Genomic DNA, 15,620 nt, shown 5'->3' on the forward strand with positions numbered 1-15,620 from the left:
GCACCCTGGGCGCATCCCGAGGCCCGCACAGGTTGGGAGTGACACGTGACCGCGAAGAACAACGCCGACCCCGAGGACAGTCCGCTGGGGGTGCTTGACGACGCCGCATCCGTCGACACCGCCGGCATCGGCATCCTCGGCGGAACCGCGCAGGTGCGGGTGACCCTGCCGGCGGAGGAGGATGACGACCTCGCCGACGACGGTGTCGTGGACGGGGAGGTCGGCATCGACCTCATCGTCGACGACGTGACCCTCCCCGCGGCGCCGAAGCCCGTCCTCGATGCTCCGCGACTCGACGAGGTGATCGACGCCGTCGTGGTGGAGGAGCCCGTGGTGGCGGATTCCGTGCCGGAGGAGCCCGTGCCGGCTGCCGAGCCCGCGGCTGACCTGGTCGCGGAGGAGGAGGAGGCGGCCGCCCGCTTCCTCGCGAAGGCCGGCGCCGACCGTGCGGAGGTCCCGGCCGCGAAACCGGCGCGTGCCCCGCAGGCGCCCGTGCAGAAGGAGACCACGATGCCCGAAGCCGACGACAAGCCCGTCGCATCCGCGCCCGCACGTCCGGCGCCCCGGACCGACGTGGCCCTCACCGCGAAGCGTCTGGGGGAGCTGGGCGAGTCCGCCCGCGAGTCCGCAGATCTCCTCACCTCCGATCGGCTCCTCGACCCGCACCGCGTGGCCAAGCCGGAACCCGAGGGCGGGTGGAGCCACCTGCTCTACACACTGTCCGGGCGCCGGCTGAACATCGGCGACGGCCGTCGCGCGCGCGAGCGCAAGGAGCTCACGGCGCGGATCGCCGCTCCGCTCGCCGGCGGTGCCCGGTTCGTGCCGGTGCTCTCGCGGAAGGGCGGCGTGGGCAAGACCACGGTCACCGCGCTCCTCGGCATGGCCCTCGCTGACGCGAGGGAGGACCGCGTCATCGCCGTGGACGCGAACCCCGACCGCGGAACGCTCGCCGACCGGGTGCAGCGCGCGCAGCATGGCAAGTCCGTGCGCGACCTCGTCCGCATCCGGGACGACGTGCGCGGGTTCCACGACATCTCCGCGATCGTGGCACGGGATGCGACGCGCCTCGACGTGCTCGCCTCGGACGCCGACCCGCGTGTCGCCGAGGCCTTCAGCGACGACGACTATCGCGACGTGGCCGATGTGGCCGCGCACTACTACTCCCTCGTCCTCACCGACACCGGCACCGGGATCGTCCACTCGGTGATGTCGGCGACCCTCGACCTCGCCGACCAGATCGTCATCGTCTCCGGACTCAGCGTCGACGAGGCGCGGCTGGCGTCCGAGACCCTCACGTGGCTGGAGTCCAACGGGTACGCGCAGCAGGCGCGCGACGCCATCGTGGTGCTCAACCAGTCCACGCCCGGGACGCCGCTCGTGCGGCTGGGTGAGCTCCAGGCGCACTTCGCGTCGCGGGCCCGCAGCGTCGTGCGCGTGCCGTACGACCCGCAGATCGCCGCGGGCGGGACGATCGTCTTCGCGAACCTCCTCCCCGAGACGCGGAAGGCGGCGAGGGAACTCGCGGCGCTCCTCGTCGAGGGCCTCCGGGCGAAGGCCGCCTGATGACGGTTCGCGAGATCCGCATCTTCGGCGACCCGGTCCTGCGGACGGTGTGCGCACCCATCGAGGAGATCGACGACGGCGTGCGTGCGCTCGTCACGGATCTCCTGGAGACCGTCGAGCTCCCGGGCCGCGCCGGCGTGGCCGCGCCGCAGATCGGCGTCGCGCTCCGCGCCTTCAGCTACAACGTCGACGGCGAGATCGGCTACGTGCTGAACCCCGTGCTGACCGAGGTCCGCGGCGAGCCCGAGCCGACGGGGGAGGGTTGCCTGTCGGTGCCGGGACTCTGGCACGACGCCCAGCGCCATCCCTGGGCCCGCGTCGAGGGGATCGACCTCGATGGACAGCCGGTGGTGCTCGAGGGGGACGGGCTGCTCGCGCAGGCGCTCCAGCACGAGACCGACCACCTCGACGGCAAGCTCTTCCTCTCCCGGCTCGACCCAGAGACCCGGAAGGTCGCGATGCGCGAGGTTCGCGAGAGCTCCTGGTTCTAGCCGCCGACCCACCCCTTCACGTACGAACCGGCCCCTTGCGCACGAGCGCAAGGGGCCGGTTCGGTCAGAAGGGGGTGGGTCGACGCGCGGGTCAGCCGCCGATGGCGACGTTGGTCGTGGCGACCGGCTCGTCGTAGATCGCGGAGATCTCGTCGGCGAAGTCGTTCATGATGATGTTCCGCTTGATCGACAGCTTCGGGGTGAGGTGGCCGGAGGCCTCCGTCCACTCCGAGTCCAGGATCGTGAACTTGCGGATGGACTCGGCGCGCGACACCCGCTCGTTCGCCGCGTCCACCGCACGCTGCACCTCGGCACGGACCTGCGCGTTCGTCGAAGCCTCCGCGAGGGTCATCTTCTCGTCGAGGCCGTTGTTCGCGAGCCAGGTCGGCAGCATCTCGGGGTCGAGGGTGACGAGGGCCGAGATGAACGGGCGCTGGTCGCCGACGACGACGACCTGACCGACGATGGGGTTCGCGCGGATCGGGTCCTCGAGTGCGGCCGGAGCGACGTTCTTGCCACCCGCCGTGACGATGATCTCCTTCTTGCGCCCCGTGATCGTGAGGAAGCCGTCGGCGTCGAAGCTGCCGATGTCGCCGGTGTGGAACCAGCCGCCGTCGCTGAACGCCTCGGCGGTGGCCTCCGGGTTGTTCCAGTACTCCTTGAAGACGTTGATGCCGCGCACCTCGATCTCGCCGTCGTCGGCCAGACGCACCCCGACGCCGGGAAGGGCGGGACCGACCGTGCCGATCTTCGACTTCGAGGCGAGGTTCACCGTCGCGGGCGCCGTGGTCTCGGTCAGGCCGTACCCCTCGAGGATCACCACGCCGAGGCTGTGGAAGAAGTGACCGAGGCGCGCGCCGAGGGGAGCGGAGCCCGACACCGCGTAGACGACGTTGCCGCCCATGGCCTCGCGGAGCTTGGAGTAGACGAGCTTGTTGAAGAGCGCGAACTTGAGCTTCGTCCCGAACGGGATCTTCTTGCCCTCCTCGAGCAGCCGGGAGTGCTCGATCGCCACGTCGGCGGCGGCGCGGAAGATCTTGCCCTTGCCGCCCGCCTCGGCCTTCTGCTCGGCGGAGTTGTAGACCTTCTCGAACACGCGGGGGACCGCGAGGAGGAAGGTGGGCTTGAACGAGCCGAGGGCAGGGAGTAGCTGACGCGTGTCGGGCTGGTGGCCGGTGCGCACCCCGGCGTGCACGTTGAGGATGGAGATGAAGCGCGCGAACACGTGCGCGGTCGTGATGAACAGCAGCGTGGACGAGCCGGGCGTCTGCACGACCTCGTCGAGCGCCTTGGCGGAGTTGCGGGACAGCTCGACGAAGTTGCTGTGGGTGAGCACGCAGCCCTTCGGTCGTCCGGTGGAGCCCGAGGTGTAGATGAGGGTCGCGATGTCGGAGCCGACGGCGAGGCCGCGGCGACGCTGGATCTCCTCATCCGAGACGGATGCCCCCTGCGCGGTGAGCGTGTCGATCGCGCCCAGGTGCAGCTGCCAGACCTCTCGGAGGAGCGGAAGGTCGCCGCGCACCTCGTCGACGCGGGCGAAGTGCTCCGGTGACTCGACGAGGAGGGCGATCGCGCCCGAGTCCTCGAGGATCCACTGGATCTGCGACGGCGAGCTCGTCTCGTAGATCGGCACCATCACGGCACCGGCATAGAAGAGCGCGAAGTCGACGAGGCTCCACTCGTACGTGGTGCGGGCGAGGAAGCCCACCTTCTCGCCGGGCTGGATGCCAGCGGCGGCGAACCCCTTTGCCAGCGCGATGACCGCGGTCTCGAAGTCGGCGGCGGTGATGTCGCGCCATCCGTCGCCCTGCGGGACGGAGAACAGCGCCCGGTCGGGAGTCGCCTCCACACGCTTCGCAAGCAGGTCGGCGACGTTCGCGTCGGGATCGGCGGGGACGATCGCGGGGACTTCAAACTGGACCACGGCAGCTCCTTCGGTACCGGTCGGGCACGGGCGTTGGTCCGAGTCTAGGGCATGGCACCCGGTCGCGGTCAGGGTGGAACTCAGTCGCTTTGCGGGTCGCCCGACGAGGAACATGAGGGCGATCCGCGTCGCGGCGCTAGACTTCACCTCGATGTTCTACTGGCTGATGAAGTACGTCGTGATCGGCCCTGTGGTCAAGGCCGTGTTCCGTCCCTGGATCGTGGGGCGGAAGAACGTGCCCGCGACCGGGGCGGCGATCCTCGCCAGCAACCACCTCTCCTTCGCGGACTCGATCTTCCTTCCGCTCGTGATCGATCGGTCGATGTCGTTCCTCGCGAAGAGCGACTACTTCACCGGACGAGGCCTCAAGGGCTGGTCCACCCGCTTCTTCATGAAGGCGACGGGTCAGATCCCCATCGACCGCTCCGGGGGCAAGGCGTCCGAGGCCTCCCTCAACACCGGCCTCCAGGTGCTCGGGGGCGGCGACCTGCTGGGCATCTACCCCGAGGGCACGCGCAGCCCCGACGGCAAGCTCTACCGCGGCCGCACCGGCATCGCCCGGATGGCGCTCGAAGCCAAGGTCCCGGTCATCCCGGTCATCATGGTCGACACCGACACCGCCATGCCCATCGGCCGCCGTATCCCGCGGGTCATGCGGGTCGGGATCGTCATCGGCGAGCCGCTGGACTTCTCCCGCTATGCGGGCATGGAGAACGACCGCTACATCCTCCGGTCCGTCACGGACGAGATCATGGTGGCCCTCCAGCGCCTCGGTCAGCAGGAGTACGAGGACGTCTACGCGTCCACGGTCAAGGACCGTCTTCCGACGCGCGTCACATAGGCCCCCGGCGCGTCTCGGCGGTGGTGCCGCCCACTAGGCTGGACGCATGCTTCCGCACCACATCGACGCCCTTGATGCCTGGCGCTCGCTTCCCATCAAGCAGCAGCCGCAGTGGCCAGACGCCGACCGCGTCGCCGACGTCTCCCGGCAGATCTCGAGCCTTCCGCCGCTGGTCTTCGCCGGTGAGGTCGACAACCTCCGCGACCGTCTCGCCAGGGCGGCCTCCGGGGAGGCCTTCCTGCTGCAGGGCGGCGACTGCGCCGAGACCTTCGCCGGGGCCACGGCCGAGCAGATCCGCAACCGCATCAAGACGGTGCTGCAGATGGCCGTCGTGCTCACCTACGGCGCGTCCATGCCGGTCGTCAAGATGGGGCGCATGGCCGGGCAGTTCGCCAAGCCGCGCTCCAGCGACACCGAGACGCGCGGCGAGGTCACCCTGCCGGCGTACCGCGGCGACATCGTGAACGGCTACGACTTCACCGAGGGCTCCCGTCAGGCCGACCCCGGTCGACTGCTGCAGGGCTACCACACCGCCGCTTCCACGCTGAACCTCATCCGGGCGTTCACGCAGGGTGGCTTCGCGGACCTCCGCGAGGTGCACTCCTGGAACAAGGGCTTCGCGCAGAACCCGGCGAACCAGCGGTACGAGCGCATGGCCGCCGAGATCGATCGTGCGATCAAGTTCATGGAGGCCGCCGGCGCCGACTTCGACGAGCTCAAGCGCGTCGAGTTCTTCACCGGTCACGAGGGTCTGCTCATGGACTACGAGCGCCCGATGACGCGGATCGACTCGCGGACGGACACCCCGTACAACACCTCCGCCCACTTCCTGTGGATCGGGGAGCGCACGCGCGAGCTCGACGGCGCGCACGTCGACTACTTCTCGAAGATCCGGAACCCGATCGGCGTGAAGCTGGGCCCCACCACCACGCCGGAGACGGCACTGGCACTCATCGACAAGCTCGACCCGGAGCGCGAGCCCGGCCGGCTGACCTTCATCACGCGTATGGGCGCCGGCCGCATCCGCGATGCGCTGCCCCCGCTGCTGGAGGCGGTCCGCGAGTCGGGTGCCCAGCCGCTCTGGGTCACCGACCCCATGCACGGCAACGGCATCACGACGCCGACCGGGTACAAGACGCGTCGCTTCGACGACGTCGTCGACGAGGTCCGCGGCTTCTTCGAGGCGCACCGGGCGGTCGGCACGTTCCCCGGCGGCATCCACGTCGAGCTGACCGGCGACGACGTCACCGAGTGCCTGGGCGGATCGGAGCAGATCGACGAGGCGGCCCTGGGGACCCGCTACGAGAGCCTGTGCGACCCGCGCCTGAACCACATGCAGTCCCTGGAGCTGGCGTTCCTGGTGGCCGAGGAGCTCGAGAAGCGCTGAGCCACGGGCGGACGCACGAAGGGGCCGGAACGATGCTCCGGCCCCTTCGTCGTGTCGGCGTCAGCCGGCGAAGCTCATGGTGAGCGTGATGCTCGCGCCCTTCCGCTGCGGTTCGGATGGGCTGTACGACTCCACGCGCGTGTTCTCGTTCGCGAGGAGGTCCCACACGGAGTCCGGCAGACCCGTGCTGCTCGTGTAGCTCCAGGTGAATCCGGCGTCTCGCAACGCGCCGGTGGCCTCGTCGCGCGTCATCCCGGAGACATCCGGCACATCGAACAGCGGCGGGCCCTGCGAGACGATCAGCTGGATCGTCTCGCCAGGACGCCAGGATCCTTCCTCGGTGCGGTCCGCGTACCCGATGACCCGGTCCTTGCCGATGGAATCGCTCGGGCGGTAGATGTTCTCCTCCGCCACCTTGAGGCCTTTGCCGGTGAGCGTCTCGGTCGCCTGCTTGACGGTCATGTCCGTGACGTCGGGCACCGGCCCGCGCGACACCTGGATCGTGGCGGTGTCCTTCTCGTGGACGGTGCAGCCCTCATCGCAGCCGAAGGCATCGCCGCCGTCACGGGGAGTGATGCGGACGTTGATGACCGATCCGGCCGCGGCGTCGGTGAAGTACTCCTCGTCGTCGGTGATCTCGAGGTTCGCCGCCTGCAACGCGGCCCGGACGTCCTCGGCAGGCTGTCCGGCCACAGGGGCGAGGTCGTGGGAGGCGGGGCCGGCGGACACGACGACGGCGACGGTGGTGCCCTTGTCGATCCTGGTGCCCTCGCCGGGGTCCGTCTCGATGACGATGCCCTTCTCGACGTCGACGGAGAACTCGTCGCGTTGGGCGGGTTCGAAGCCGGCTTCCGTGAGGTCTGCCGCCGCCTCGTCGTACGTCTGGCCCGCCACGGCGGGCACCGCGATCAGCGAGCCGGGACCGGAGCCGAACCACCAGCCCACGCCGCCGGCGAGGACGGCGAGCAGGAGGACGAGGGAGAGGAGGAACGTGCCACGGGCGCGGCGCTTGGCGGCCCGCCGCCGGAGGATGGTGGCGTTGTCGATCCCGGGGGAGGTGGCCGTCGCCGGTTCCGGCAGGAGCATGGTGCCCGGCATGACCTTGGTGAGGTCGCCGGAGTCGGCCTGATCCCGGGAGGCGCCGGTGGTCCGGGTCACGGCGGGGGCGACACCGATCTCGCGCTCGATCTCCCGCAGGCGCTCCAGCATCTGCTGGGCGTCGTCCGGACGCTCGTCCGGGGACTTCTCCGTGGCCCACAGCACGAGCTCATCGAGCTGCTCCGGCACCGAGGGATTGCGGACGCTGGGTCGGGGGACCGACTCGGTGGCGTGCTGGAACGCGATCTGCATCGGCTGCTCGCCCTTGTAGGGCTGCTCTCCGACGAGCATCTCGTAGAGCATGATGCCGAGCGCGTAGATGTCGCTGCGGGCGTCGGCGGTACCGCGGGTGACGAGCTCCGGCGCGAGGTACGCGATCGTCCCGAGGAGCTGCTGCCCGGTGGCGGTGTTCGCGGTGGTGGCTCTCGCGAGTCCGAAGTCGCCGATCTTGATACGGCCGTCCTCCGCGAGCAGGACGTTCTCCGGCTTGACGTCGCGGTGGACGATGCCCGCCCGATGCGCGGCGGACAGCCCGGCGAGAACGGCATCCATGATCGTGATCGTCTGAGCGACCGTGAGGCGCTTCTGCTCTCGGAGGAGCTCACGCAGAGTGATCCCTGGCAGATACTCCATGACGAGGTAGGCGAGTTCGCCGTCCTGGCCCTGATCGAAGACGTTGACGACGTGCGGGTCGGCGAGGCGGGCCGCGGCGCGGGCCTCCTGGATGAACCGGCTCTGGAACGCGGAGTCGTCACTGAGGTGCGCGTGCATGACCTTCAAGGCGATGCGGCGCTCCAGGCGGAGGTCGGTGGCGACGTAGACCGTGGCCATGCCGCCGCGGGCGATCCGCGCACGCACGCGGTACCGACCGTCGACAAGCCGCCCGATGAGGGGGTCGGCCTGATGATTGGTCGTCACGACAGAAGTCTATGGACGAATGGCTGAAAGCCCCGGGAACGCCTCACCCCTCGGGTCATCCGGATTTCCGGCGGCCTCACCCGTGCTGGGCGAGCCATGCGTACGCCTGGGCCTCCCACTGCCCGTAGCGATCGGGGTAGGCGGAGATCTGCACGGCCTGCGCCGCGTCGGTGAAGGGCAGCGACTCCCAGCCCGCGATGTCGAGCAGTCCGCGGGTGGTGTGCCCGTTCGGGTCGCCCGTGCCGCCGTAGAAGACCCGCGTGCTCCGCTCCGCGTCCATGATCTGCGCCGGGGTGCCCCAGCCGGTGCTCGGGCGCTGCTGGAAGATACCGAGCGAGTCGCGATCCCCCCAGTCCAGGTTGCGGAGATCCGACTCCACCATGCCGGTGGCGAGGGCGATGGCGATCCCGCGGTCGGAGACTCCGAGTTCGCGGCCCACGCGGATGATGAGCGCGGCGTTGGCAGCCTGCTCGGCCGTCAGGGTCGCACTGCGCTGTCCGGTCGGCGCAGCGGCGGGCTTCGGGGCAGGCGCCTGCACGGCGAGGCGCTGACCCGGGTAGATGATCGACGACGGGCCGAGGCCGTTCCAGGCGAAGAGGGACTGCGTGGTGGTCCCGTACCGCTGAGCGATCGAGAACAGCGTCTCGCCCGCGGCGACGGTGTGGGCGGTGCCGCCGCTCTGCGGGGGCGTCGCGGGTGCCGCCGCGGGTGTGGCCGCGGGTGCCGGAGGGGAAGCGGAAGCCGCGCCTCCGGATACGACGATCTTCTGTCCCGGGTAGATGATGGCGCCGTCGGGAAGGCCGTTGGCGGCGAGGATCGCGCCGACCGAGGTGGCGTACTTCCGGGCGATGCCGAAGACGGTGTCGCCCGCCACGACCGTGTGGGTCTTCGTCGCCGCAGGCACCGACGTGGGCGCCGGCGCGGGTGCCGAGGCCGGGGCGCGCAGATGCAGGGTCTGCCCCGGATAGATGACCGAGCGCCAGGAGAGGCCGTTCCAGCCGAGGACGTCAGCGGTGCGCAGTCCGTGACGACCGGCGATGCCGGCGACCGTGTCCCCCGGCTGCACGACGTGCGAGGGCGGGATGTTCTGCGTCGGTGCGACGCGCACCGGAGCGATCCGATGCCGTTCGTGCGGCGCGACCGGCGGTGCGGGCGCGGCGGCGGGTGTCGCCGTCAGAGTGGCGGCGAGGGCGCCGGCCACGGCTGTCTGGAAGATCACGTCAGCCCCCTTTTCGAGCACTTCACGCTGACACGGATGTATAGAGATGTCAACAGAAGTGACAGGTGTGACGAATGTGACGGAAGTGATGGATATGCGCGTCGGGGGCCGAGGTGAGATAGTGGCAACGTGTCTGAGAACGTCGCTGCAACCCCTGACGCCGCCCTCGAGTGGCTGACCATGCCCGACCTCGTCGAGGTGCTCGGCGAGCCCCTCGGCCGCGTGCGTCGTCTGATCGACGAGCATTACCTCGTCGGCTCGCGGCGCAGCGGCGTCTTCGCCGTTCCTGCGGTGTTCATCGTGGACGGCGAGCCGCTGAGCTCCCTGCGCGGGACGATCATCGTCCTGCAGGATGCCGGCTTCTCCGATGACGAACTGATCGACTGGCTGCTCGCCGAGGACGAGACCCTCGGGCGTTCCCCGATCGCCTCTCTGCTCGCCGGGCACAAGAGCGAGGTCCGTCGGCTCGCGCGCACCCTCGCCTGAGCGACCCGTTCAGGAGGAGCGCACGGTCGCCGCTCGGCCGAGATCGCGGAGCTCGCCGACCGCGGCGTCCTCGAGCCGGGCTCCGGAGAGCGCGCGATCGGCCTCTCCGGCGTAGTCGGCGATCATCGTCTCGACCCGTTCGAGGGCTCCGGTCCCGGCGATCGTCTCCTGCAGGAACGAGACCTGCGACGCCGTCAGGTCGGGGTCGCCGAGCATCTCGTCGAGCACCCGCCGGGCGGGTGTGTCCAGCTTCTCCCTGGTGAGCGCGATGAGGACGGTCCGCTTGCCCTCTCGGAGGTCGTCGCCCGCGGGCTTGCCGGTGACGGCGGCATCGCCGAACACACCGAGCACGTCGTCACGCAACTGGAAGGCGAGGCCGAGAGGGTGACCGAAGCGGCGCAGCGCCTCGGTCTGCCCGACGTCGGCGCCGGCGAGGCTCGCTCCCAGGATGAGCGGCTGCTCGATGCTGTAGCGCGCCGACTTCAGCGAGGCCACGCGCAGCGCGCGCTCCGCATGCTCGCGGTCATCGCTGACGCTCCACGCCGACTCCTCGGCGATGTCGAGGAACTGTCCGGTCGTGACATCGCGACGCATGCGCGCGTACTCGGCGCGCACGGTCCGCGCCGCGCCGTGACCGTCGAGCGCCGACTCCAGGAGGTCGTCGCTCCACGCCACGAGGAGATCGCCGAGCAGCACGGAACCGGCGCGCCCGAAGGCAGCGGCGTCGCCCCACCATCCGGCGGAGCGGTGGGAGGCCTCGAGCGCCCGGTGCGCCGCGGGACGGCCCCGGCGGGTGTCGGAGTTGTCGATCAGGTCGTCGTGCACGAGAGCGGCGGACTGGAAGATCTCCAGCGCCGCGCAGAGGTCCCACAGGGCGTCGTCCTCGACGGCGAGACGGTCACGGAACCGGGAGACGGCGCGCCACCCTGCGTGGCAGAAGCGGGCGCGCAGCCTCTTCCCTCCGGAGAGGGTGTCGGACGCCGCATCGAGGAAGGCGGCGGCGTCGTCGCCGTACCCCGCCGACTCCGCTCGCATGCGGTCGAGGAACAGGTCCAGTCGCGCGGCCACGGCGTCGGCGACGGAGGGGGAGGGGGACGGCACGACTCCCAGCATACGTAAAGGATGAGACGCCCGAACCGCTAGCCCCGGGCGCCGCTCGCGCGTAGACTGGAGGGCACCATACCCGAGGGGGACGAGATGCCACTCTCCGAACAGGAGCAACGTCTGCTCGACGAGATGGAACGCCATCTCCTGCACAATGACGCCGACGTCGTGAGCGCGCCGTCGGGCGATCGCACGCTCAGCTATCGCAATCTCGTCTACGGTGCTCTGCTCCTGCTGGCCGGCGTCGGCGGACTGGTCGTCGGTGTCATCCTCGGAGACATCTGGGGCATCGTCGTCGGGGTCATCGGTTTCGCGGCCATGCTCGGCGGCGTCATGCTGGCCGTCACCCCTGTCCGACGGTCCGGACCGGCAGAGCCCCGGACCCGCACCGCTCCGAAGCGGCAGGACTCCTCCTCCTTCATGGACCGCATGAACGATCGATGGGATCGGCGCCAGGACGGCCACTGACCTCCTCCCTTCCTCTCCACCACGAAGCCCGGATGCTGAGCATCCGGGCTTTTTCGTGCCTGTTGGGCATCCGGTCCCCACCGGCCCTCCACCGGCCCTCCACTGGCGCTCCACCTCGCTCCCCCGCGGAATGTCGCGGAAGTAGGGCGAGGTCCGCGGAAGCACAGGGACGATACCCTGGATTCGTCGTAGGAATGTGGAGGAAAGTGGAGTAAAGTGGGGCGCACCTCGAGTTGGCCGGACGGAGAGGGGGTGATGGCCGATGCTGCTGGGCACGCACTCACCGAAGCTGGACGACAAGGGACGGGTCATCCTTCCCGCGAAGTTCCGCGAGGACCTGGGCGGCGGCATCGTCGTCACCCGGGGCCAGGAGCGCTGCCTCTACGTCTTCAGCACGGCCGAGTTCGAGGCGATGCACGAGCGGATCCGTCAGGCCCCGCTCGCCAACAAGCAGGCGCGTGACTTCATGCGCATGTTCCTCTCCGGTGCCAGTGCGGAGATGCCCGACAGCCAGAACCGCATCACCATCCCCGCCCACCTGCGTCAGTACGCGGGTCTTCAGAAGGAGCTCATCGTGACCGGAGTCGGCGCCCACGCCGAGATCTGGGACGCGGAGAGCTGGAACGCGTACCTCGCCGCCGGCGAGGAGTCCTACGCCGAGCTGGAGCAGGAGGTGATTCCGGGACTGTTCTGACCACGGCTGTGATGCCCCGCCGCTCCCGCCCCGACACACTTCCCCGGTGCCGGGTCGAGATGCGGAGGGGGATCAGAGCCGAAGGTCGGACCCGAGAGAGATCATGAACCTCCGCGACATCCACACCCCCGTCCTGCTCGACCGCTGCGTCGAGCTCCTCGCACCTGCCCTCCAGGAGGACGGCGCCGTGCTCGTCGATGCCACCCTCGGCATGGGCGGCCATTCCGAAGCGCTACTTGAGCGATTCCCCGGAATCCGCCTCATCGGGCTGGACCGGGACACCGACGCGTTGAAGATCGCGGGGGAGCGGCTCGCTCGGTTCCGCGATCGCGTGACCCTCGTCCACACCGTCTACGACGAGATCGGCCTGCACGCCCAGGGCGCCGCCGGGATCCTCTTCGACCTGGGCGTCTCGTCGCTGCAGCTCGATGAGGCCGAACGTGGCTTCGCATACTCCAAGGACGCTCCGCTCGACATGCGGATGGACCAGACGAAGGGCATCACCGCCGCCGAGGTCATCGCCACCTACAGCGAGGGCAACCTGCGGCGCATCTTCGAGCGGTACGGAGAGGAGAAGCTCGCCGGACGGTATGCGCGCTTCATCATCGACGCCCGTCAGAAGCAGCCGATCACGCGATCGGGCGAACTCGTCGACATCCTCGTGGCCGCCACCCCCGCGGCCGCGCAGCGATCCGGGCACCCGGCGAAGCGCGTGTTCCAGGCCCTCCGGATCGAGGTCAACGCCGAGCTGAACGTCCTCGCGGACGCGATCCCCGCCGCGATGGACGCACTCGCGGTCGGAGGCCGCATCGTCGTGATGTCGTACCAGTCCCTCGAGGACCGGCTGGTCAAGCAGGCCTTCGCGGCCGCCTCCTCCTCGACGGCGCCCGCCGGGCTGCCGGTCGAGCTGCCGGAGCACGCCCCCCGATTCCGCATCCTCACCAAGGGCGCGGAACTCGCCGATGACGAAGAGCGCGCACGCAACCCGCGTGCGATACCGGTGCGCCTGCGCGCCGCCGAGAAGGTGCGGGAGAGCGCATGAGCATGAACGCAGTCCGCAAGCCGACCCTGCCGCTGCAGCCGGTCGCTCCGGAGACGACGCCCGAGCGGCGCCTGCGACCGGTGACGGCGCCCGCACGGCGCCGCAAGCCGAAGCTCGCCTACGCGCTCGTCGCGCTGGGCGGCGCCCTGGCCATCGGTGCGGGGCAGGTCGGGCTCTCGCTGGCCATCACACAGGACTCGTTCACCCTCGCCGGGCTCACGTCCCAGCAGCGCGAACTCGACCTCCGGACCGACGCGCTGCAGGAGGAGCTGACGGGGCTGAGTTCCCCGCAGGTGCTCGCGAGCAGCGCCGCCGACCTCGGCATGGTCGTGGCGGGCGCCCCGTCCTACCTCCGTCTCAGCGACGGCGCCGTCTTCGGGACGGGCGCCGGGGCGGAAGGGGTCTCCACGATCGATCCCAACGGGAAGGCGGCCGTCGGCAACGTCCTCGTCACGGAGGAGACCCCGCCGGCGGAGAACGCCGGGGACGACGCGACCGGCGGTACACCGCCCGCGCAGGACCTGCCGCCCGCCATCACCGACGGCCTGCCCAGCCCCACGACGCACTGACCATCCCCGATCGACGGAGAGATCCCATGACGACACGAGCCACGCGCGGACCGCGGCGACGCACCGTCGTCGCACTGGCGGTCATCCTTTCGATCCTGGTGGCGTTCGTCGTCCGCCTGATCGACATCCAGGTGGTGAGCGCCGACGAGCACGTCAACCAATCCCTCGAGCACATCGGCGACGGCTCGACGATCCCCGGACAGCGGGGATCCATCGTCGACGCCGAGGGCACAGTCCTCGCGTCGAGCGTGATGGTCTACGACGCGCAGCTCAGTCCTCAGGTCATCAGGCTCACGGAGGAGAAGGATCCTGCGCTGCCCTGGGCCGAGGCCTCAGAGAAGATCGCCGCGATCACGGGGGTACCGGGAGACGAGATCCGCAAACGCGTCTCCGATGCCCTCGCCGAGAACCCGAACAGCCAGTACGCACCCCTGAAGACGGGGCTCAACACCGAGCAGTTCATCGCGCTCCGCGACCTCGGCCTGGGGTCGTACCTCGCCCTGACGCCGCGCGAGACCCGGGTCTATCCCAACGGCGCGGTCGCCGGGAACGTGCTGGGCTTCCTCGACAACACCGGGGAGGCCAAGGCCGGCGTCGAGCAGCTCGAGGAATCGTGCCTCGCGCCGATCGATGGGGAGAAGACGTATCGCAAGGGCAAGGACGGCGTCGTGATCCCGGGGAGCGAGTCGGTCACCGACGCCGTCGACGGCGGCACCGTGCAGCTCACGATCAACAGCGACCTGCAGTGGTACCTCCAGCAGATGATCGGCGAGGAGGCCCAGAAGCAGGGCGCCAAGGGCGGAACCGTCACGGTCGTCGAGGTGGGCACCGGCAAGATCCGCGCCGCGGCCGAATGGCCGGCCATGGACCCGAACGACCTGGACTCCTCGACTCCGGAGACGCGATACAGCCAGATCTTCCACCGCGACTTCGAGCCCGGTTCGACGTTCAAGGCGATCACCGCGGCGGCGGCGATGGAGGGTGCGGGCCTCACCCCGCTCAGCACCGTGACGGCCTCCTCGCGCGAGACCTTCCCGAACGGCGCCGTGGTCAACGACGCGTTCAGCCACCCGGCCTACAACTACACGCTCGCGGGCGGACTGATCGACTCCTCCAACACCGCGCTGTCGAAGTTCGGCACGATGGTCGCCCCCGAGGTCCGCTACGACTACCTGCAGCGCTTCGGGGTCGGGCAGAAGACCCTGGACTTCCCCTCCGAAGTGGGAGGCATCCTGCACCCGGTGAGCGACTGGGACAGCCAGTCCCTCTACACGACGACGTTCGGCCAGTACTTCACGGTGACGGCCCCGCAGCTCGCCGGCGCGTACCAGGCCATCGCCAACGGCGGGGAGAAGATCGACCTGTCGATGGTGGAGTCCTGCACGGCGCCCGACGGGACGGTCACGGAGACGCCGAAGCCGAAGCACGAGCAGATCGTGAAGGAGCAGACCGCCGCCGATCTGACCCGCATGCTCGAGAACGTCGCCGTGCAGGGCGGGAACGCCGATCGCATCCAGGTTCCCGGATACCGGGTGACCAGCAAGACCGGTACCGCGCAGGTCTCGGACGGCAAGGGCGGCTACAAGGCAGGCGTGTACTACACGAGCATGGTGGGCTTCGCGCCCGTCGACGACCCGCAGTACGTCGTCGTGGTCACCCTCGACGAGCCGACTAAGGTTGTATCGTCCGCGGCCACCGCTTCCGCCTTCCAGAAGGCGATGACGCAGGTGATGAAGACCTATCGCGTGATGCCGTCCTCTGTCCCGATGGACGCGCTCCTCCCCAAGTTCGGATAGCCGGCGAGAGCCGCGCATGG

General features: G+C 69.8%; 14 protein-coding genes. 10 read left to right on the forward strand and 4 right to left on the reverse strand.

Translation table 11 applies throughout. The features are described from left to right. Positions 1-45: 45 nt before the first annotated feature. Both AB1285_RS04935 and def read left to right on the forward strand, forming a co-directional pair. Positions 46-1,563 carry an AAA family ATPase gene (locus tag AB1285_RS04935; RefSeq protein ID WP_370428850.1) on the forward strand — a complete coding sequence of 506 codons (1,518 nt, stop codon included), beginning with the start codon at positions 46-48 and terminating at the stop codon, positions 1,561-1,563. Then, positions 1,563-2,054 carry a peptide deformylase gene (gene def, locus AB1285_RS04940; protein ID WP_187661806.1) on the forward strand — a complete coding sequence of 164 codons (492 nt, stop codon included), beginning with the start codon at positions 1,563-1,565 and terminating at the stop codon, positions 2,052-2,054. The genes AB1285_RS04935 and def overlap by 1 nt, the downstream gene beginning before the upstream one ends. Positions 2,055-2,145: 91 nt before the next feature. Here the strand turns inward: def and AB1285_RS04945 are convergent, their stop codons facing one another. Continuing rightward, complete coding sequence (locus tag AB1285_RS04945) at positions 2,146-3,978, reverse strand: AMP-dependent synthetase/ligase (RefSeq protein ID WP_187661805.1); 1,833 nt, start codon at positions 3,976-3,978, stop codon at positions 2,146-2,148. A gap of 151 nt (positions 3,979-4,129) precedes the next feature. On the opposite strand from AB1285_RS04945, the gene AB1285_RS04950 reads away from it, so the two are divergent. Both AB1285_RS04950 and AB1285_RS04955 read left to right on the forward strand, forming a co-directional pair. After that, positions 4,130-4,819: a lysophospholipid acyltransferase family protein gene (locus AB1285_RS04950; protein ID WP_187664181.1), complete on the forward strand. Its 690-nt coding sequence runs from the start codon at positions 4,130-4,132 to the stop codon at positions 4,817-4,819. A gap of 46 nt (positions 4,820-4,865) precedes the next feature. Then, entirely contained in the window at positions 4,866-6,206 is a 1,341-nt protein-coding gene (locus AB1285_RS04955) for a class II 3-deoxy-7-phosphoheptulonate synthase (RefSeq protein ID WP_187661804.1), read from the forward strand. 60 nt (positions 6,207-6,266) lie between these two features. Here the strand turns inward: AB1285_RS04955 and pknB are convergent, their stop codons facing one another. Beyond that, on the reverse strand, positions 6,267-8,222 hold the full coding sequence (gene pknB, locus AB1285_RS04960) for a Stk1 family PASTA domain-containing Ser/Thr kinase (protein WP_187661803.1): 1,956 nt from the start codon (positions 8,220-8,222) through the stop codon (positions 6,267-6,269). A gap of 76 nt (positions 8,223-8,298) precedes the next feature. Continuing rightward, positions 8,299-9,441: a LysM peptidoglycan-binding domain-containing protein gene (locus tag AB1285_RS04965; protein ID WP_370428849.1), complete on the reverse strand. Its 1,143-nt coding sequence runs from the start codon at positions 9,439-9,441 to the stop codon at positions 8,299-8,301. Between the two features lie 129 nt (positions 9,442-9,570). Here AB1285_RS04965 and AB1285_RS04970 point away from each other — a divergent pair, with 129 nt between their 5' ends. Continuing rightward, positions 9,571-9,927, forward strand: a complete 357-nt coding sequence (locus AB1285_RS04970) for an Rv2175c family DNA-binding protein (protein WP_327036728.1) — start codon at positions 9,571-9,573, stop codon at positions 9,925-9,927. Positions 9,928-9,936: 9 nt separating this feature from the next. On the opposite strand, the gene AB1285_RS04975 is transcribed toward AB1285_RS04970, so the two are convergent. Next, positions 9,937-10,962, reverse strand: coding sequence for a polyprenyl synthetase family protein (locus AB1285_RS04975; RefSeq protein ID WP_259955158.1), 1,026 nt, complete (start codon positions 10,960-10,962; stop codon positions 9,937-9,939). A gap of 162 nt (positions 10,963-11,124) precedes the next feature. Here AB1285_RS04975 and AB1285_RS04980 point away from each other — a divergent pair, with 162 nt between their 5' ends. The 5 genes from AB1285_RS04980 (at position 11,125) to AB1285_RS05000 (ending at position 15,600) form a co-directional block, all read left to right on the forward strand. Beyond that, positions 11,125-11,499: a DUF3040 domain-containing protein gene (locus AB1285_RS04980; RefSeq protein ID WP_187661800.1), complete on the forward strand. Its 375-nt coding sequence runs from the start codon at positions 11,125-11,127 to the stop codon at positions 11,497-11,499. Positions 11,500-11,761: 262 nt separating this feature from the next. After that, positions 11,762-12,193, forward strand: coding sequence for a division/cell wall cluster transcriptional repressor MraZ (gene mraZ, locus AB1285_RS04985; protein ID WP_025105095.1), 432 nt, complete (start codon positions 11,762-11,764; stop codon positions 12,191-12,193). A gap of 103 nt (positions 12,194-12,296) precedes the next feature. After that, a complete protein-coding gene (gene rsmH, locus AB1285_RS04990) occupies positions 12,297-13,235 on the forward strand; it encodes a 16S rRNA (cytosine(1402)-N(4))-methyltransferase RsmH (protein ID WP_071329847.1) in 939 nt (312 codons plus the stop codon). Beyond that, the gene (locus tag AB1285_RS04995; RefSeq protein ID WP_187661799.1) at positions 13,232-13,804 is read left to right on the forward strand and encodes a hypothetical protein; all 573 of its coding nucleotides are present in this window, start codon (positions 13,232-13,234) and stop codon (positions 13,802-13,804) included. Before rsmH ends, AB1285_RS04995 begins: the two co-directional genes overlap by 4 nt. A 26-nt stretch (positions 13,805-13,830) precedes the next feature. Next, the gene (locus AB1285_RS05000; protein ID WP_259955145.1) at positions 13,831-15,600 is read left to right on the forward strand and encodes a peptidoglycan D,D-transpeptidase FtsI family protein; all 1,770 of its coding nucleotides are present in this window, start codon (positions 13,831-13,833) and stop codon (positions 15,598-15,600) included. Positions 15,601-15,620 lie beyond the last annotated feature (20 nt).

This window comes from Microbacterium sp. NRRL B-14842, assembly GCF_050470785.1.

Coding starts and splice junctions, on each gene's coding strand:
- AB1285_RS04975 (WP_259955158.1), bottom strand. CDS start 10,962: ATGCGAGCGGAGTCGGCGGGGTACGGCGACGACGCCGCCGCCTTCCTC.
- rsmH (WP_071329847.1), top strand. CDS start 12,297: ATGAACCTCCGCGACATCCACACCCCCGTCCTGCTCGACCGCTGCGTC.
- mraZ (WP_025105095.1), top strand. CDS start 11,762: ATGCTGCTGGGCACGCACTCACCGAAGCTGGACGACAAGGGACGGGTC.
- AB1285_RS04980 (WP_187661800.1), top strand. CDS start 11,125: ATGCCACTCTCCGAACAGGAGCAACGTCTGCTCGACGAGATGGAACGC.
- def (WP_187661806.1), top strand. CDS start 1,563: ATGACGGTTCGCGAGATCCGCATCTTCGGCGACCCGGTCCTGCGGACG.
- AB1285_RS05000 (WP_259955145.1), top strand. CDS start 13,831: ATGACGACACGAGCCACGCGCGGACCGCGGCGACGCACCGTCGTCGCA.
- AB1285_RS04950 (WP_187664181.1), top strand. CDS start 4,130: ATGTTCTACTGGCTGATGAAGTACGTCGTGATCGGCCCTGTGGTCAAG.
- AB1285_RS04995 (WP_187661799.1), top strand. CDS start 13,232: ATGAGCATGAACGCAGTCCGCAAGCCGACCCTGCCGCTGCAGCCGGTC.
- AB1285_RS04955 (WP_187661804.1), top strand. CDS start 4,866: ATGCTTCCGCACCACATCGACGCCCTTGATGCCTGGCGCTCGCTTCCC.